Source organism: Pseudomonas sp. FSL L8-0168 (genome assembly GCF_037976155.1).
Taxonomy (GTDB): domain Bacteria; phylum Pseudomonadota; class Gammaproteobacteria; order Pseudomonadales; family Pseudomonadaceae; genus Aquipseudomonas; species Aquipseudomonas paracarnis.
This window is the reverse complement of sequence record NZ_CP150262.1, coordinates 5,552,923-5,571,015: the sequence shown is the minus strand read 5'-3', so window position 1 is coordinate 5,571,015 and position 18,093 is coordinate 5,552,923. Positions and strand designations below refer to the sequence as shown.

The window sequence follows — 18,093 nt, the reverse complement described above, 5'->3', positions numbered from 1 at the left end:
AGGTTTGGGTGTGGATAGCGGCGGCGTGCTGCGCTCATACCACTAGAACGCCCCACGCCAAGGTGTGTGAATTACGTTCAGCGCAAAGCATCGCGCAGCAGTTGCACACGCTTACGCACCAACGGCAGCTTGACGTGCAGCTCGGCGGCGATTTGCGGGTAAGGCAGGTCGTCGACAAAACGCATCTCGAACAATCGCTGCTGCAACAGCGGTAACCGTGCGACATGCGCCTTGATCTGCTCCAGGCGTTCATAACATTCCACCCGCTCCAGCACCGAGGCGCAGGGCGCGGCGAGCGCGGCCAGGTGATCGTGTTCAAGGTCCACCGAATCATCGAACAACCGCCCCTCGCGCTTGCTGCGCCGCACGCTGTCGAGAAACACATGATCGAGCACTAAAAACAGAAACCCCTCAGGGTCACGAATGCGCTCGGGCGAGCGCCGAAAAAACAGCAGGGCCTTAATCGCCGTGGCCGCCAACCACTCCTGGCCCTGATCCAGATTGCCCTTGGCCCGCCGCAACGCTCGGCGCCTGAGCTCGCCGTGCACAGCGCGCCAACTCGCTTCGAACAAACGGTCATCGGCGGCCCATTGATCCTTGAACTGAACAGTCATCCCCATCGCCAGCACTCCTGTGCATCCTTGATGAAGGGCCAGTCTGCGAGGGCTCGACGGGGGTACGCTGTTACCTGGGGAACACCGCCACAACTAATTCAGCGCAAAAGCCTTGCGCCGCAACTGCTCGACATCATTGATCACCATGCGCTCCAGACCGCCGCTGATCACCCCACTGCGCCGCCACACTTGCAGCTGCACATTCAACTTGGGGCGGCTGGTATTCAGCATCGACGCCAACACCCCCTGGCTCGCGGGCAACGACACACTGGGCAAAGCCAACGCCAGGTCGATCTCGCCCAGGTTGGCCAACAAAAACCGCGCCAACCGCGACTCCAGCCGATGCAGGCACACCAACTCCAACAACTCGATGGCGTGCAGCAACCGCAGCATCATCAGCATCAACAAACGCCGCAGAAACACCGGCTCCTCAAACAACACAGCAAAATGCCGACTACCCAACTGCAACAAGCGCGTGGGCCCGCTGGCGAAGGTGGAAGACTCGCGCCCATGATCCTTGATCAACGCCGTCTCCCCCACCACCTGCCCGACCCCAGTGCTGCCGATAATCTGCTCGCGCCCATCCGGCCCATGCACCACCGAATAAATCCGCCCCTCCACCACCAACGCAATGAATTCGAGGGTGTCGTCCTTGAAATACAACAGCTCACGATCATCCAGCGTGCGCTCCACCATATGGGTGGCGACGTAGCGCAAGAGATGCTCCGGCATACCTCGAAACAAATCGGAGCGAGCCAGCAGGGTTTGTCTGAGCGGGAGATCGAGCATCACGGTTCCTTTGGAATGCATGCGTTCACCTGAGGAATTGCGGCGTGGAAGCGGGGTTAAAGCCACAAGAGCAAAGCAAACAAAGGGACGTGCAGCGCGGGGAGTTGTGAATGAGGGTGGCGATTAGCCATTTTTTGTCGGAAATGGACGACAGGGGGCGGGGAAAACGCTGGAATGGACGCATCAGGTCGACATGGGTATGATGTCGCCCGCACAAGCATCCGTAGCTCAGCTGGATAGAGTACTGCCCTCCGAAGGCAGGGGTCGTGGGTTCGAATCCCGCCGGGTGCACCAGATTTGGAATGGAAAAGCCTCAGGTTGAGAGATTTGGGGCTTTTTTGTGGGTGGTGATTTAGCGTTTCTGCAGCACCTCAAGCCGCGCCGGCAAATCGTAATTCGGAAAGCGCCCACGCAGCACCAGCAGCTTCTCATCGGCTGCCGTGTTTTATGCAGCTTCATGATGGCCCGCGAGTATTGAACGTGCAATGTAAGCTGCCGGACCTGCTAGGTTTCGCCGCTGGTATACCCACCAGTAGCTCTGCGGTTTCAGCTTGGGTGAAAATAAATCTGTCCCCTTTTGACCCAGCCCGAAGATCCGATGCAAATCTTCAACGAACTTGAACTTAGCGCCACCTAACAACAAGAACAACTACAACCCGAAAGCCATTTAAATTTCGGACCAATAAAACTTATTAAAACGTAATCTTTCAGACATCTTCAAAGCAACTGCGACTATTTGTAATAGTCGCAGTTCTTCTGAACCTCCTACACTCTGAAAGCTATATTATCAAGACGCCGGTGAAGTCGGGAGCATTTCGCGAATAGTCTCATTTAAGTTTATAGACAACTGGGATATGGCTGCGTGAGATCTATCCACTTCGTCGCCTATTGCGGCCTGTAGATCCTTGATCTTTTTTCTTTTCCCGGCATCTGTTTTAGGTATTAGCATCTTCTGAAGGTCTTGAGGGTAAAGACGATCTCTGATGGAACCTGTCGTGATAATATCTATGTAGAATTTATAGAATGGCGTCCGAAGCAAACCAATAAAATATTCGGCATCTATTCCGTCTGGCCGTATAACGTGATAGTCAGGACTAACCAGCCCACCAGAATTCTCCTCATCAACTATACCTATACTCCCAATATTTACGCGCATTGGGTTATAGACTATGTCTCCGGTCTGGACCATTTTCTGAGGAGTAAGGATATCCTCACCACGCAGGACTTCCCGCATAGTGACTTTCCCATCACTTGAAACAGACAGAAGAGGAAACTCTTCGTCCAACTCTTCCGGCGTTTTTGGACGGAATCGACTGGACACTGTTTTAACTCTTTGCCCTATAGGTTCCATATCCGCTTCGAAGAAGCGAGTCTTCTCTGAAAAAACATAATAGGATGGATCCATTCGTCCCATCAAAGCACTGGCGCGTAATTTAAACGAAACTTTCCCTGCTTTCCTGGATCCTCTTATAGACTGATCCCGCCTACGGAAACTTTTTATTCCGTACAACCGCTCGGCAAAGTCAAAAACATCCAAATTTTCTAAATCACCATCAGACTGCTCAACAAAGTCCTTAAGAATCAAATCTAAATCGCTAGGCTCGCCATTTCTTTTAGATGCTTTTCCGTTTGGCTCGAATCCAACATCCTCACAGTCAGCCATGAAAATCTCATAATCATACTGCGGATTTTTCGAAAGCAATGATTTAAACTCCGAAAAGTCTTCACCAATATCTTGACTATCAAAAAACTCTTTAACATCCTCTGTATATTTTTGAAGATACAGAACAACGGTGTTAACAGTAGGAACGCCAGACTGAACGAAAGTATGGGTAGGCAAATTGACAATGCCACGCACCCAAGCATTTCGCAAAATATGCATTCTAAGGCTTTCGTAGGAGTCCGCACTCAGCAAACCGGTCGGTAACACGATGAGAAGCCGACCTTCTGGACGCAAAAGTCGCAGCGCCTTCTCTACAAATAATACTTCCGTCTTCTGAGACTTCCTTGTCTTTTTTCGAGAACCGAAATCATACCTATCAAGGATGCCTGTGTCTTTTTCTCTAGCCCCAAAAGGTGGGTTTGCAAGTATTAACGAGCAACCACTTCCTTCTTTTGCGGAATCATACTCTTTAACCTGATACGGACTACCAGAGAAATCCGTCGTAGCTAGGGCGTTACCACGCACTACACATTTTCCATCCCCCCAAAGGAGCATATTCATTCGTGCAGTGCGTGCTGCGCGGGGCTCTGCATCAATTCCGAAAATTTGAGAATTTTTGATATCTTCAATCAGAGCATGCCGCGTCGTACCTAATCTTTTGATAGTGCCGGCAGGCAACACCTCAACCTCACTTCGCATTTTTTCATATGCTTTAATGAGAAAGCCACCTGAGCCGCAAGCGAAATCAACCACTACATCGTTCAACGAAATATCGGCCAATTCACACATAAAGTTTACGACCGGTCTAGGGGTAAAATATTGCCCTAAACCTTTCCCTCTTAGTTGCGAAGGTAAAAACTCTTCGAACGCTCGACCCTTTACATCAATATCTTCGCTTTTTAGACTGAATGGCTGCAGCTTACGAAGAATCGCTTCAATTGTTTCCGGAGATAAATTTAATTCCGAAGTTTCATCGGATAGCAACGGAAAGGCTGCATGAACGACTTCTTTGAAATGGATATTTACTGACTTAATAGCTTTTGCATTTGAGGTTTCCGCATAACCTTTAACGTCATCTGCTGTGAGACGCTTGTGCTTCGGATTGGTTATAGTTAATGCTTCGTCTGCAGCACTCATTAACAATGTTTTGCTTAGTTCATCAAATGCGGCAGCGGGATCAAGCTTGTCGCCATCTCTGATTGTATTATGAAGCCCCTTAAAGAACCTTCTGTAGTCTCTAATTTTTTCATAATCTGGCTCATCAATAGAAATCGCTGACTCAGACTTTGTACCGGAAATCTCCTTGGAACCAATCAACTTGACAAGCTTAGCAAAATCTTTTTTTACAAGCTTACCGATTACTCCTGTAAGAAGATCTACACGTTTGTTCCCATGGTAGTAGGCGCGCAGACGATACTCTTTGCCATTTGTTATGAAGCTAAATGGTGCATGTAATGCGAAGGCATAAGAGTCAGTCTGGCCAGTTGCTCCAGAGATTGCCTCCGTAGGCTTTTTCGCTTCTACCACTACTAATATTTCGCCCTGCCTTTTTATGACAAGATCAGCCTCTTTCGTTCTTACTTCTCGCCCCATATTCATTTTTACGGGGACAGCCCAATTCATTTCTTTTTCAGAGTAGCCGAGTACATCTAAGAAGAGTGGAGTTACGATCTTAACTTCGACATCTCTCTCAGACGTTAAAAATTCGCTCATATAATACCTGTGTGGGTTGCTGTGGTTCGTTCAAGCATGAACCAATGGTAAATCTGCTCGCACAGTCGCCGACATGAAAAAAGGGAGAGCTTACCTGAAGCCTCAGACCTTTGCCGTCCTATCTCCTGCTGGTAAGGAGGAGCTTTTGCTTATGTCAGCCTCCCCTCGCAACGAATGTTCGCATTGAAATAACTGTACATGCAACCAGTAAAAATTCTATCGCTTTCACTGGCCACCCCTTAGCTGCGGCCACGTCCTTCGGCGACTTTGGGTACGAAAATGCGGCAGAGGTCCTCTTGATGATCTGCTAAAGCAATGGCAGGCGCGCCAATTGTCCCGACCGCGAAAAACCTACTCGAGAACAGGCACTCAGGTAGTCCCACGTTTATCGGCGCTTTTCACTGCTCGCAAAACCATCTGAGCTGAGCCTCCAAAAGACTGAACGCATTACACGTTTTTCTACTGCTACAACTCGGACATAACGGGCTTCAGGCTCGTTTAACATCGTTATTCTCCGTAAATTCAATAGGTTATGGATTAGAGTTACATCAGTAACACGAGTTACACCGCTTTAATTCGTTGCCTGCCCCGCCACCCCATTAGAAAACGTATCCGTCAGCGAGAGATTCCCATATGAGTCGGGCCCCCTGAGGCCTTCCAAACCACACGAATTTCAGTAAGCTGGTGTGGTTGCCGCTACCACGATCCCTCGGGTTTCATGCCCCGTACCTAGCAAAACTCTCCAGGGGCCCCGGCAATTTTTTTGCTGCCTGCTTGGTACATCACTCGCTCTGAGCAACCGGGAAACCACATCGGACAGCCAGCGCGAATGAAAGCTTACAGCGCTCGTCACTTTTCCAGAGCTTCGACTGAGCTTCTATACTCGCCACTAACCCCCCCTAATTGAGGCTTCAAAATGAGCGATCCAGACTCTTTGCTTGACCCTGATTTTTTCATACGACCGTCCGCGTTCCCGTCCTCAGAAGACGGACTGTTTAAGTCACAGGAGGACTGGTGGAACAACGCGTGTGTAAATTGGGGAGGGGGGTATCGTTGGACGCTTTATGCGTCAGGGTACAAGGACGCTGCCGATATTCTGGTTCAGCGCATTGAGGAGCGCAGCTCAGGTCAAGACACTCAGGTCTATCCTATTTTATTTCTATACCGACAGTATCTGGAACTACAGCTCAAAGAGCTCATTCAGATGGGTAGGTCAGTCATCGGTAAGGAGAAAGGCTTTCCGAAAGATCACCATATCGGAAAACTGTGGGCGATCTGTTATCCCCTCCTAGCTGAAATAGCACCAGGTGATTCAGTTGAGAAGCTAAAAGAAGCAGGCCGCCTCATCGACGAATTTGCATCGATAGACCCTACGTCTCAGGCATTTCGCTATCCAGAGGACAGAGATGGGAAGCCGTCGCTGCCTGGCCTCGCGACCATTAACCTTCGGAACGTGCGTGAGGTAATTGAGAAAATCGCAACGATGCTTTCAGGGGCTGGCTGCGTAGTTGACGAACAACTCCAATTTAAACACGAGATGGAAAGGGAATATCGCGGCGAATATTGAGTAAGTATTTGCATTGGTGAACCGGTTGCCGCGACACGGCAAACAGCTGCATTCCAAAATGAATATGTACTCCAGCAATTTAGCTGGTGTATGCCCATGTGTATGCCTAACCGACGGACCATCAGGAAGACCCAGTAAACGCGGGCATATGACTGCCCAGTTCAAACGACGCCGGGCACCAAACATGAAATGAAAAAGCCTCAGGTCGGGAGAACTGGGGCTTTTTTGTAGGCGAGTTACACGCGCGACTAGAAATTGCTACGAGCGGCGGAGCCTCCACATCCCGATGAGTTGGGTCTTACGAAGAACTCGATGAATTCCTGAAATGCTGCTTATCCAGGCTAGAAATTTCATCCAGCAACACCCCCTCCAACACCCCAAAAAAACCCTGAATATGCCCCTGCTTCAACGCCTGCGGCCGCGTCACCAAATAAACCTCCATCGCCGGCAGTTCTATCTCCTGAAAAACCTCACTCAACCCCGTAGCCAAAATACGCGGCAACACCGCCACCCCCATCCCGCGCCTCACCGACTCAAGCTGCACCGCGAACGAACTAACCCTAATCGGCGCATGGTCCAGCCCGGCAGCTTTCGCGGCGCGCATTTGCGGTAGCAGATCCAGCGGTGGCAGCAAGGCAATACTGGCGGCAGTGGCGGGAGTTAGCGCAGGAAACCGTTGCAGGTATTCGGCGGTAGCGAAGAACCCGTAGTCCAGTTTGCCGAGCCCTCGGTAGATCAGGGAGGGTTCGCCCAGGTGTGCGGTGCGTATGGCTATATCGGCCACGCCTCGTACGATTTTATGGAAGTCGGTGGTGACCTGTAGTTCTACGGAGCAGCCTGGGTGCTGCGCGGTGAAGCGGCTGGCGGCTTCGAGCACGCTGGCAGAAAAGCCTTCGCCGGCGCTCACCAGCACGGTGCCGCTGAGGGCTGCTGGCGTGCCGTCGACGGGGGCCTGGCGGCGCAGGCCGGATTCGGCTGCCAGGGCGACGTCTACCAGGGCTTGGCCTCGGGAGGTGAGCCGGCAGCCTTCCACGCCGCGTTCCACCAGTGGTTCGCCCAGGGCGGTTTCCAGTTGGGTGAGGCGGCGGGAGACGGTAGAGGCCGCGATGTCGAGTAACTGGCCTGCCTGTAAAAAGCTGCCGCGCCGTGAGACTGCCAGCAGCAGTCGAAGATCGTCCCAATTTGCCTGCAATGCCATATCTCCGCGCTTCCCTGGTGTGCAGATGTGCAAAGCCATTATGCCGCAGGCGCTGTTTTTACGGCGCGGGCTCGCGGGTATATCTACTGGCCTTCTCAATAAATGGAATGGCCTGTATGAACACGAACCCCAATCGCTTGCACAGCACCTTTGTGACCGGTGCCACCGGCTTGCTGGGCAATAACCTGGTACGGGAGTTGGTCGCACGGGGTTATGCGGTGAAGGCGCTGGTTCGCTCGGTGGCCAAGGGTGCGCAGCAGTTCGGCGATGTGCCGGGCGTGGAGCAGGTGGTGGGAGACATGGCGGATGTGGATGCCTTCGCGGCAGCGTTGCAAGGCTGCGATACGGTGTTTCACTGCGCGGCGTTTTTTCGGGATAACTACAAGGGCGGCAGCCATTGGGAGGAGCTGGAAAAGATCAATGTCGTCGGTACGCGAGCGCTGCTGCAACAGGCCTATGACGCCGGTGTGCGACGGTTTGTGCATACCTCGTCGATTGCCGTGCTCGACGGTGCCCCCGGTACGCCGATCGACGAGACGTGCCTGCGGGCCGAAGCCGATGCGGACGACTACTATCGCAGCAAGATCCTGGCTGAGCGGGAGGTGTTGAGGTTTCTTGAAAGCCACCCGCAGATGCACGCTTGCATGGTGTTGCCCGGTTGGATGTGGGGGCCGGGCGACCGTGGGCCGACGTCTTCGGGGCAGTTGGTGAGGGACGTGATCAACGGCAAGTTGCCGGGGCTGATTCCTGGCACCTTTTCGCTGGTCGATGCCCGCGATGTGGCCTGGGCGCACATTGCTGCCGCCCAGAGCGGGCGTCGGGGCGAGCGTTATCTCGCGGCCGGTCGCAACTTGACCATGCGCCAGCTGATGCCGGTGCTGGGGCGTATTGCCGAGGTCAAGGTGCCCTCCCGCCAGCTGCCGCTGCCCGCGCTGTACCTGTTGGCAGCGGTGCAAGAGGCCTACGCGTACCTGACCGGCAAGCCCATCTTGCTGAGCATGGCGACGTTGCGGCTGTTGATACGCGAGGAGCACCGTACCCGCTTTGACCACCGTAAAAGTGAAGAGGAACTGGGGCTGAGCTTTCGCGGGTTGGAGCAGACCCTAGCGGACACGGTGGGCTGGTACCGAGCCTACGGCGGGTTGTAATAAAAAGCCCCAGGTCGACAGGCCTGGGGCTTTTTTCGTGGCGGCAGATTTAACGCGTTTGCAGTGCTTCTAACCGTGCCGGCAAATCCTCCTGCGGGAAGCGTTGGTACAGCGCCAGCAGTTTCTCGTCCGCCGCCTTGGTTTCCCCCGCTCGACGCAGGTTCACAATTTCCTGCAGACCCTCTTCCAACGTCGGCAGCGCCCGTTTGCTGAGTTTCAGCGCTGGCTGATCCGCCACTGCGCTTTCGGCTTGAGCTGGCGCACTTTCAACCCGTGGCGCTATCGCCATCCGGGCCATGGGCGCGGGGGCGGAGAAGGCTTGCGGCGCTGGCTGGGCGGCTTCTTCGTGGCGCGGCGCGGAGAATGTCGCGGTGGAGATTTCAGGTTGCTGCACCGGGGAGCGCATGACCACGCCGATCATCAGTGCCAACCCGGCGACGGTGGCGAATGCCATTTGCCAGCGCGGGCGTTGGCAGGCTTGCAGCCAGCGTTGCCACAGGCTGGGTTGCGGCTGCGGGGCTTCGCGGCGGGCGGCGTTGAGGATGAAGGCGTCGAGGGACGCGGGCGGCTCGCCCGTGTTGTGTTGACGATAGTGCTGGAGCAGCGCGTCGTCTGGGGTGTGTCGGGAGTCAGTCATACGGATACCTCCTCGGCCAGCAGGCGCCGCAATTTTTGCAGGGCGTAGCGCAGGCGGCTTTTTACGGTTTCCAGCGGGGCGCCGGTGAGGGTAGCGATTTGCGGTACTTCGAGGTCGCCGTGCAGGCGCAGCAGAAACACTTCGCGCTGGTCTTCGGGCAACGCTTGCAGGGCCGCGTCGAGGCGCGCCTGGTCGCGGCTGAGGGTCAGTTGCTGCTCGGGGCCGTCGCTGTCGTCGGCCTGGGCGTGCAGCTGTTCATCGTAGCTGTCATGCAGGGGGTTGTGGATGCCGTGCTTGCGCCAATGGTCGATCAGGCGGTTGCGGGCGATCTGGAACAACCAGGTGCGAAAACTCGCCCGGCCTTGTGGCTGGGTGGTGCTGCGGATGAGGCTGAGCCAGGTGTCCTGGTAGATTTCTTCGGCCAGTTCGGCTTTGTTGCACAGGGACACGAGGAAGCGGTACAGGCCCTGGCGATGGCGCGTGTACAAGGTTTCGAAGGCGCCCGCGTCACCGGTTCGGTAGCGGGCCAGCAGCGATTCGTCGCTGGGTGAGTCGTCTGGAACGGCCATGTAGTGGGCGAACTCCTTTTGGTCAGCCGAAGCAGGGTTAGTGTGGGAGCTGGCTTGTCGAATCGTCGCAACGCTGCGATGGCATCCACTCGGTGTGCCTGGTGAACCGAGTTGTCTGCATCGCAGGCAAGCCAGCTCCCACATTGGTTCATTGTTGTGTTCGGGATTCTGGTTTGAGGCTTTGGGCCAACTCCACCAGTTGCACGAATTCGTTGCGCAGCCCGAACGGGTCATCGCCGCGGGCCGAGCGCGCCAATTTGGCGGTGTCTTGCAAGCTCATGGTGCCAGTGTAGCGGCCATCGCCCTTGAGCTGTTGGGCGAAGGCGGCCACGGCAGACGAGAAGCGCAGGTCGTCGCTGGCTGGGGTGGCCTGGTTGGCGATAGGGCGTTCGATCAACTGGCTGTTACCGCCCGCAGCTGGTTTGTAGCGCACCCGCAGCATCGCCAGCTCATCGGATTGGCCTTCGGTCGCAGGTGCGGCGGCGTAACGCAGAGGCTCCAACCAGCCCTTCTCGCCCTTGGGCACGATTTCATACAGCGCGGTCACCGTGTGCCCTGCGCCAATCTCGCCGGCATCGACCTTGTCGTTGTTGAAATCCTCACGTTTCAGGGCGCGGTTTTCATAACCCAGCAGGCGGTATTCGCTGACCTGGGCCGGGTTGAATTCCACCTGCAGTTTCACATCCCGCGCCACCACGGCCAGGGTAGAACTGAGTTGCTCCACCAGCACTTTGCGCGCTTCGCGCAGGTTGTCGATGTAGGCGTAGTTGCCGTCGCCCGCGTCGGCCAGTTGTTCCATCAGGTGTTCGTTGTAGTTATCCACACCAAAGCCGAGGGTGGTCAGGGATACGCCGCTTTTACGCTGAGCCACGGCCATTTGCTTGAGGCTGTCGAAATCGCTGATGCCCACATTGAAGTCGCCGTCGGTAGCCAGCAGGATGCGGTTGATGCCGTTGGCAATAAAGCCTTCGCGGGCCATCTGGTAGGCCAGTTCGATGCCGGACGCGCCCGCCGTGGAACCGCCGGCGGTGAGTTGGTCGATGGCGTTGCGGATCTTGGCTTTTTCACTGCCCGAGGTGGGCTTGAGCACCACGCGGGATTCACCGGCGTAGACCACCAGTGACACGCGGTCCTGATCACGCAGTTGATCCACCAGTAATTTCAGCGTGCTTTTGACCAGCGGCAAGCCTTCGCGACGGTCCATGGAGCCGGACACGTCCACCAGGAACACCAGGTTGGCGGGCGCCAGTTCGGCCACGGGTTTATCGGAGGCCTTGATGCCGATGCGCAGCAGTTTTGTGCGCGGGTTCCATGGCGTGGTGGCGACTTCGGTGGTGACGCCAAAGGGCGAACCATCGGTGGGCAGCGCGTAATTGTAGGGAAAGTAGTTGACCATTTCCTCCAATCGCACCGCGCCTTCGGGCGGTAGACGGCCTTGGTTGAGGAAGCGCCGTACGTTGGCGTAGCTGCCCGTGTCGACATCCACGCTGAAGGTGGAGACCGGAGTTTCGGCGACGCGGTGCACGGGGTTGTCGGGCAGGTTGGCGTATTGCTCGCGGGGTTCGCTGCGGTAGTCCATCGTCGCCATTTCTCGCACCGCCATCGGTGTCGGCATGGCCATCCGCTTGACCATCGCGCCCTCAACCGGCGCGCTGTGCAACTCGGCGATGGGTTGTGCGGGTTTGGCCATCTCGGGAGAGGAAGACAGCCCACACCCGGCCAGCGCTACCAGCAGGGTAACGGTGAAGCCTTGGGCAGCGGGACGCAGGCAGAGCAGAGGGCGGGACATGGGCTGAACCTCGTGAATGAATAGTCCGTTCACAAGGTCAGACGCGAGGAAGGTTGGGTTCGGGTTAAACCTTGGAAATTCACCCCGATCAATGTGGGAGCTGGCTTGCCTGCGATAGCGGTGTGTCAGGCAGCCTTTCCAGCACTGGTCCACCGCTATCGCAGGCAAGCCAGCTCCCACAGTTGAATGGCGGTGTTCTCTTAGTCCGTGCCGTATTTCGGGTTACGCGGGCCGTACAAGATGCCGGTGCGTTGCCCTGCCGACAGCAACCGCGCGCTGGTGATACCGGCAATCGGGTGCGCCGCATCGGTAGAGCTGTTGATCACCTGCTTGACCGCCGCCGTGATCAGCATGCCCACCAGGCCGCCGCCGTTGTTGTTGCCCTCCTCGCTCGACGCCCGCGCAGAACCTGTCCACAAGGTGGTGCCGGTGCGCAGGTCCACCAGTTTGGCCGAGGCCGTCACCGAGGTGTCGCTGGAGATCAGCATGTACTGGGTGCCGTACTCGCTGATGGTGATGTACAGCGCCGCGTCCGCACCAAAGATGTCATGCAGCTTGGCCGGTTGTACGGCCTGGATATCGTTGGCGGTGGTGAGGCCGTTCTGGCGGAAGGTTTCGTCCACCAGGGCAATCGGCAACACGTAGTAGCCGGCTTCGGCCAGCGGGTAGGTGACTTGCGACACCAGGCTGTAAGACGCCTGCACTTCCGGCGATTCATTGATCGGCGGCAGTACCAGGATCGACTTGGGCCGCGCCTGTTTGTACGCCGAATAATCAACCGTCTTGGGTGCGGCGCAACCGCCGAGCAACGCCAGGGCCAGCAAGGCGCCGGTGAGTTTTAACAGGCTCATTTGGTGGCGACTCCGGCTTTGGCGTTTTTCAACAGAAAGTCCATGTACGCAGCAGACTCAGGGAACAACGCCTTCTCGGTGCGAAACTCCTGCACCATCTGGTCATCCTTGCCCATGTTCATGTACAGCATGCCCAGGTGCGCGTGGTAACCCGGCGGTGCCTTGCGGCCACTGGCGTTGATCTTCTGCAGATCGCGCTCCAGTGCTTCCACCTGCGCTTCCTTGGGCTCGCCCTTGAAGTACTCGTAAACCTGCGGCTGGTAGCTTTCCCATTGATACAGGGGCTGGGGCGCCGTTTGGCACCCGGCTACCGTCGCGATTGCTGCCAGCGTCAGCGCTAACTTCACTGCCTTGCTCATCCGTGTACTGCTCCTTGTGGTTTGGCTGATCAGTTACGCGGGTTCCAGGCGCCGGCGTTGATGCCGTCGACCAGGCGGTTGATCGCTTCGCGCATGGCCAGGTCCAGCACCTTGCCATTGAGGGTGGAGTCATAGCTGGCGGTGCCGCCGAAGCCGATCACTTCACGGTTGGACAGCGCGTACTCACCAGCGCCCTGGGTGGAATACACCACTTCAGAGGTGTTGATGTTGACGATATTCAACGCGACTTTGGCGTAGGCCACTTGGGTCTTGCCACGGCCGAGAATGCCGAACAACTGGCGGTCGCCGGTTTCTTTGCGGCCGAACTCGGTTACATCGCCAGTCACTACGTAGTCAGCGCCCTTGAGCTTCTGCACGGTGCCTTTGATTTTGGCTTCCTGGGAGATTTCACCCATGTTGTCACGGTCCAGCACGCTGAAGCGGTTGGTCTGCTGCAAGTGGGTGATGAGGATGGTCTTGGCCTGGCCGCCGAGACGGTCAACGCCATCGGAGAAGATGCCGCGCATGTAGCTGGAGCGGTTATCGAACTTACCCACGGCAATCGGCACACGCACGCCGGAATAGGCAACGTGGGCGCTGGCGACTTGCTCCACCGGCATCGCGCGGTTGCTCTCGGTGGCACAACCGGCCACGGTCAACAGCGCCGCGGCGGTGAGGCCCGACAGCAGGATTTTGGACAGTGTCTTCACAGGGTGCTCCTTGGGTGAGGAAATCAGCGTTGCTGGGTTTTCCAAGGAGAAAGGCAGCCTGAAAACGCGCTGGCCTGGATTCTTCCCTGAAAGACGGTGATGCAACGGCTGCGGCATTTTACGGGGTTGAGAGCGGTTCTCAAGTTGTTTCGGCCATAGGTGGGGGGCTTACCCTACTGCCGACCGCAATACTCAAAGCAACGAAGATCCAATGTGGGAGCTGGCTTGCCTGCGAAAGCGATAGTGCAGCAACAGATGCAGCGACTGACACACCGCCTTCGCGGGCAAGCCCAATGCCGATCAATTAAACGAACGCAATGCCCAAAGCAACGAAGATCCAATGTGGGAGCTGGCTTGCCTGCGAAAGCGGTAGTGCAGCAACAGATGCAGCGACTGACACACCGCCTTCGCGGGCAAGCCCAATGCCGATCAATTAAACGAACGCAATGCCCAAAGCAACGAAGATCCAATGTGGGAGCTGGCTTGCCTGCGAAAGCGGTAGTGCAGCAACAGATGCAGCGACTGACACACCGCCTTCGCGGGCAAGCCCAATACCGATCAATTAAACGAACGCAATGCCCAAAGCAACGAAGATCCAATGTGGGAGCTGGCTTGCCTGCGAAAGCGGTAGTGCAGCAACAGATGAAGCGACTGACACACCGCCTTCGCGGGCAAGCCCAATGCCGATCAATTAAACGAACGCAATGTTCAAAGCAACGAAGATCCAATGTGGGAGCTGACTTGCCTGCGAAAGCGATAGTGCAGCAACAGATGCAGCGACTGACACACCGCCTTCGCGGGCAAGCCCAATGCCGATCAATTAAACGAACGCAATGCCCAAAGCAACGAAGATCCAATGTGGGAGCTGGCTTGCCTGCGATAGCGTTAGTGCAGTAGTAGTTGCGGTGACTGACACACCGCCTTCGCGGGCAAGCCCGCTCCCACAGGGGAACTGCGCTTAACCCTGACTGGCATTAGCCCAAGCCCGCACACCAACAGCCGCCAGCCTTCGCACAGCCCTACTTGAGCTCCTTCACCAGGTACTGCGCAGAAATCTGCGTAATCCCGGTCAACGCCCGGCGCAAGGCTTCAGGGTCCGTGCGGTAGGTTAACGGTGTATAGCCATAAACGTTCTGACCATTAAACGGCGTGACCGCTTCAAAGGTGCGCCAGACCATCTCATCGCCGCGATCCATCTGCGCTAACACGTTAAGGGTCGGATAAATCACACTGCTGAAACCCTGGGTCAGGCGAAAGCCCCACTCGGACACGGTCAGTTGAATCTGCGCATCGGCGGGCTCATCATCGCCGACCACCTTGAGCGTCGAAATCTTACCCAACTCATCGATAAAGCCCTGCTTGAGCAACACGCCTACATCGAGTTTTTCCGCCTCCATCACCGTCAGAATAGCCACCGGCGTCGGCATCTCGGCCAACTGCCCAAGCTTCATGCCGCCGGCAAACCCGGCGCCGCTCAACGCCGCAGTACCCAGCTTGGACGCCCCGCTGGCCATGCCAACACCGGCGCCAACCCCGGCACCCAGGGCCGCGCCCCAGGCCTGTTCGCGGCCGAAGTACACCATGTTCTTTTCCCACTTCACGGGCAGGACTTTGACGGTCTTGATCTGCGCGCGGTTTTCGGGAGTGAGGGGGTGGCTGACGCAGCCGCCGAGGATGAGGGTGGTGAGGAGAATGAAAAGGAGGTTTTTCACATCAGTCCTTTAATGTTTGCAGTGAATACGAAAAGTCGGCAGAGCCTGGGCCCTGCCGACACACTGGCTCAACTCATTTGCTTTCTTTGGCAATGGTGCCCAAGGACGCATCCTTGACCAGATAACGGCCTTCGACTTCGCTCAGCGCTTTGAGGCTGTTACGCGCCACGGCGAAGCCCATTTCGACCTCCTGCTTGAGGTAAACCACCTCACCCGCCTTTACATCAATCGGCATATCCGCCCAGTTTTCAGCCTTGGAGCTGATCACGTGTTTGCCCGGCGTCACGAAAAAATAGATGTACTGGTTACCACGGTTGTAACCCATCTCCGAGTCGGCTTCCTTGTCATCCAGGAACACGTTGAACCGCACCATCATCCCGACATTGCTAGGGCGCACGACGTACACCAAACCTTTATCGGCCACGGCGGCCTTGGGCAGCGAATAGTTCGCCACGTCAGCCTGCATCTTCTCCACCGACGGCGTCGAGGAACAGCCAAACAGCGTGGCAAGGGACAGAACGACAGCGGCTTTGCAGAACAACTTGATCATGTATTTCTTCCTTGTGGGTAACGGTGGAGCGGTTTTGAGAGTGCCGATGATGGCGGGATCTCATTTTTATGGCATGGCCCGAAGCATTGTGCCATTGCTGTGATGCCTTGCGCGGTTTTGGGTGAGGGGCTTATAGTCCGGCCGTCGCCCATACGGCGATCAGGTTTGGCGACCTGACAACAGAGTGCAAAAGCAATCCGCTTCATGCAGGTGTTTTTGCACCCGCAAAGCTGTGCTCGTTATGGCGGCTGTGCGCGGGAGACCTTCGGGTCTGCCGGTTTACTCTGTTGCCGGTTCGCCAACCTGCGTACAGCTGCCACCCATTCGTTTGGCGACGATTGAGTGGTGGCTTCAACCACCAAAAACAGAGTGTTAAGTATGAATAGATACATGCCCCTAACCGGCCACGACTGCACCGTCCCAGCCCTGATCATCGACACCCAGGCACCTCTCGACGTCCTTCACGACGCCGCCGTGCACCGCATTCGGGCCGTCACCCAACTGCTGGAAAACCTGGCCTTCCGCGAACAACTCAGCAGCGATGCCGTAGTGCTTTCAGACTTCGCCCACTTGCTGGCCATTCCGCTGCGCGATGGGTGTGATTTGCTGGATGTCATCAGTCGCAGGCTTAATGCCGATCCGTCCTGAGTGAAAACCGGGCGGCCTTTGTGTCGCCCGCTTTGTGCTCAATTCCCTTGGCCCCTGTCTTTATCGTTAGACTCACGCTCTTTACGATTTTTCAACCAGGACTGTATCCAAACTCCTACCCCAGTAGGTATTGCGTAAATGAAAAAGGTGAAAAAGGGGACAGATTTATTTAGTGCGCCTTTAAACTCTAATTTAAATAAATCTGCCCCCTTTTCGTTTGCAATCAAAACTGCAATACACCAACCAATTTGACTAGACAAAAAATCAAACCACTAAGCTCTTTATTCGATCACCCGCACTGAGTAGTTCGTCGGCAGAAAGCGGAGTATAACTAATTACAATCAAAACCCCCTCTTCAAACTCACACACTTCTTCTACATAACCATTCAACAAATCAACAAGTTCACGAGGCCCTTTTTCAAAGGCGCGAAAACACAACTCCTTATCGAAATAATTCGCTGCATTTATACGAAAAACGCCATCCCTACCGTTAACGTCTTTTTTTGTAGCATCACAAGCTTCCAACACTAAAGGCCAATCGCTCCTCGTAACACTCCAATCATGTAAAGCTGAGCGATAGGAGCCAAACGCCTTTATATAAACAGGAAAAACAACCTTCAACAAATACGAATAGTCGACTTTGGAGTCTGTAAATTCAATAAATAGCGTATCATCAAACTGCGCATCATCTTGGAGATACTTCTGATCTCGCAGAGCATATGAAATTCGACCTTTAACGCCGACTGGAAGTAGCTTATCCAATGACACCGAGGTCACCAACTCGCTTCCAATAGGGGGAACTTCAAAGGCATCGTTCAAACTCCACGGAACGCCCAAATCGCCTATAGCTCTCAAAAAATCTTTATGCCTCTCTTCGATAGACTCTGAAACACTAGGTCTATGCCGAAACTCAAGCTTATATTTAGTCATTACCGTGCCACCCTTACAGAAATATTTCGAACAAAAGGGGACAGATTTATTTAATATGCTTTTCAACTCTAATTTAAATAAATCTGTCTCCTTTTCTCACCTTTTCTCAAACCCTTAACCTTTCCTGATCATTCCCATCGACTTCAACTATCTGAAAATGGAGCGGCGAGCAGTACCGCCTCGATTTCATCAGACGCTTTTTTTCCCCATTCCTTATTAATCCTACTAAGTTCCGAGAGGTACTTTTCAAAAATCATTATTCTGGAGTCTTTTCCGGCAGCACGATGGGAGAGCTCGTAATCTACCGCCATATTGAAAGCTACACGACTGATTATCCAAAAGAGAAGTTCATCCAGCGAATGCGTGTGCTTTCTGAAAATCTCATAACCTCTTTCTGAGGAGACATATTCAAAACCCTCACTTTTAAACTCCACGTGAGGAGTACCATCTTCGGGGGAGCTCTCTCTAACCAACAGCATAGACTTAGGCGCTCCCAACTTAGCGCCTATCAAACTCACGGTTTTCTGCAGCTCACCGAAATTGGAAACCATACTAATTCGTTCGTCTCAACAAAAGGACTGATTTATTTAATGCACCTTTAAACTCTAATTTAAATAAATCCGCCCCCTTTTCTCTCTTTTCTTTA

General features: G+C 55.0%; 17 protein-coding genes and 1 tRNA gene. 4 read left to right on the top strand and 14 right to left on the bottom strand.

Going from position 1 to position 18,093, the window contains the following annotated elements; all coding sequences use genetic code 11:
• Positions 1 to 77: 77 nt before the first annotated feature.
• Both MHH62_RS25555 and MHH62_RS25550 read right to left on the bottom strand, forming a co-directional pair.
• Positions 78 to 620: a sigma factor-like helix-turn-helix DNA-binding protein gene (locus tag MHH62_RS25555; RefSeq protein ID WP_177336910.1), complete on the bottom strand. Its 543-nt coding sequence runs from the start codon at positions 618 to 620 to the stop codon at positions 78 to 80.
• Between the two features lie 87 nt (positions 621 to 707).
• The gene (locus tag MHH62_RS25550; protein WP_032904913.1) at positions 708 to 1,424 is read right to left on the bottom strand and encodes a Crp/Fnr family transcriptional regulator; all 717 of its coding nucleotides are present in this window, start codon (positions 1,422 to 1,424) and stop codon (positions 708 to 710) included.
• Between the two features lie 196 nt (positions 1,425 to 1,620).
• Here MHH62_RS25550 and MHH62_RS25545 point away from each other — a divergent pair.
• Positions 1,621 to 1,697 (top strand) — tRNA-Arg (locus MHH62_RS25545).
• Between the two features lie 493 nt (positions 1,698 to 2,190).
• On the opposite strand, the gene MHH62_RS25540 is transcribed toward MHH62_RS25545, so the two are convergent.
• Positions 2,191 to 4,779 (bottom strand): N-6 DNA methylase, encoded by a 2,589-nt coding sequence (locus MHH62_RS25540; RefSeq protein WP_339232117.1) that lies wholly within the window; start codon positions 4,777 to 4,779, stop codon positions 2,191 to 2,193.
• A gap of 916 nt (positions 4,780 to 5,695) precedes the next feature.
• Between MHH62_RS25540 and MHH62_RS25535 the strand changes: the two genes are divergently transcribed.
• Positions 5,696 to 6,346 (top strand): hypothetical protein, encoded by a 651-nt coding sequence (locus MHH62_RS25535; protein ID WP_339232116.1) that lies wholly within the window; start codon positions 5,696 to 5,698, stop codon positions 6,344 to 6,346.
• Positions 6,347 to 6,644: 298 nt separating this feature from the next.
• Here the strand turns inward: MHH62_RS25535 and MHH62_RS25530 are convergent, their stop codons facing one another.
• Complete coding sequence (locus tag MHH62_RS25530) at positions 6,645 to 7,544, bottom strand: LysR family transcriptional regulator (protein ID WP_339232115.1); 900 nt, start codon at positions 7,542 to 7,544, stop codon at positions 6,645 to 6,647.
• Between the two features lie 116 nt (positions 7,545 to 7,660).
• Between MHH62_RS25530 and MHH62_RS25525 the strand changes: the two genes are divergently transcribed.
• Positions 7,661 to 8,692: an SDR family oxidoreductase gene (locus MHH62_RS25525; protein ID WP_339232114.1), complete on the top strand. Its 1,032-nt coding sequence runs from the start codon at positions 7,661 to 7,663 to the stop codon at positions 8,690 to 8,692.
• A gap of 49 nt (positions 8,693 to 8,741) precedes the next feature.
• On the opposite strand, the gene MHH62_RS25520 is transcribed toward MHH62_RS25525, so the two are convergent.
• From MHH62_RS25520 to MHH62_RS25485, 8 genes are all read right to left on the bottom strand, one after another.
• The gene (locus MHH62_RS25520) at positions 8,742 to 9,329 is read right to left on the bottom strand and encodes a hypothetical protein (RefSeq protein WP_339232113.1); all 588 of its coding nucleotides are present in this window, start codon (positions 9,327 to 9,329) and stop codon (positions 8,742 to 8,744) included.
• Positions 9,326 to 9,898, bottom strand: a complete 573-nt coding sequence (locus MHH62_RS25515; protein WP_034134586.1) for an RNA polymerase sigma factor — start codon at positions 9,896 to 9,898, stop codon at positions 9,326 to 9,328. The genes MHH62_RS25520 and MHH62_RS25515 overlap by 4 nt, the downstream gene beginning before the upstream one ends.
• A gap of 148 nt (positions 9,899 to 10,046) precedes the next feature.
• On the bottom strand, positions 10,047 to 11,687 hold the full coding sequence (locus MHH62_RS25510) for a VWA domain-containing protein (protein WP_339232112.1): 1,641 nt from the start codon (positions 11,685 to 11,687) through the stop codon (positions 10,047 to 10,049).
• 200 nt (positions 11,688 to 11,887) lie between these two features.
• The gene (locus tag MHH62_RS25505) at positions 11,888 to 12,538 is read right to left on the bottom strand and encodes a DUF799 domain-containing protein (RefSeq protein ID WP_005783625.1); all 651 of its coding nucleotides are present in this window, start codon (positions 12,536 to 12,538) and stop codon (positions 11,888 to 11,890) included.
• Positions 12,535 to 12,897: a DUF4810 domain-containing protein gene (locus MHH62_RS25500; protein WP_005783622.1), complete on the bottom strand. Its 363-nt coding sequence runs from the start codon at positions 12,895 to 12,897 to the stop codon at positions 12,535 to 12,537. The genes MHH62_RS25505 and MHH62_RS25500 overlap by 4 nt, the downstream gene beginning before the upstream one ends.
• A gap of 29 nt (positions 12,898 to 12,926) precedes the next feature.
• Positions 12,927 to 13,607 (bottom strand): CsgG/HfaB family protein, encoded by a 681-nt coding sequence (locus tag MHH62_RS25495; RefSeq protein WP_005783620.1) that lies wholly within the window; start codon positions 13,605 to 13,607, stop codon positions 12,927 to 12,929.
• A 1,019-nt stretch (positions 13,608 to 14,626) separates the two neighbouring features.
• Positions 14,627 to 15,319 carry a hypothetical protein gene (locus MHH62_RS25490; protein ID WP_166405487.1) on the bottom strand — a complete coding sequence of 231 codons (693 nt, stop codon included), beginning with the start codon at positions 15,317 to 15,319 and terminating at the stop codon, positions 14,627 to 14,629.
• Between the two features lie 73 nt (positions 15,320 to 15,392).
• The gene (locus tag MHH62_RS25485; protein WP_171905465.1) at positions 15,393 to 15,785 is read right to left on the bottom strand and encodes a DUF2846 domain-containing protein; all 393 of its coding nucleotides are present in this window, start codon (positions 15,783 to 15,785) and stop codon (positions 15,393 to 15,395) included.
• 474 nt (positions 15,786 to 16,259) lie between these two features.
• On the opposite strand from MHH62_RS25485, the gene MHH62_RS25480 reads away from it, so the two are divergent.
• Entirely contained in the window at positions 16,260 to 16,517 is a 258-nt protein-coding gene (locus MHH62_RS25480; protein ID WP_005783616.1) for a hypothetical protein, read from the top strand.
• A 264-nt stretch (positions 16,518 to 16,781) separates the two neighbouring features.
• Here the strand turns inward: MHH62_RS25480 and MHH62_RS25475 are convergent, their stop codons facing one another.
• Positions 16,782 to 17,447, bottom strand: coding sequence for a hypothetical protein (locus tag MHH62_RS25475; RefSeq protein ID WP_032901603.1), 666 nt, complete (start codon positions 17,445 to 17,447; stop codon positions 16,782 to 16,784).
• Positions 17,448 to 17,590: 143 nt separating this feature from the next.
• Positions 17,591 to 17,998 carry an Imm63 family immunity protein gene (locus MHH62_RS25470; RefSeq protein WP_020302870.1) on the bottom strand — a complete coding sequence of 136 codons (408 nt, stop codon included), beginning with the start codon at positions 17,996 to 17,998 and terminating at the stop codon, positions 17,591 to 17,593.
• Between the last annotated feature and the right edge of the window lie 95 nt (positions 17,999 to 18,093).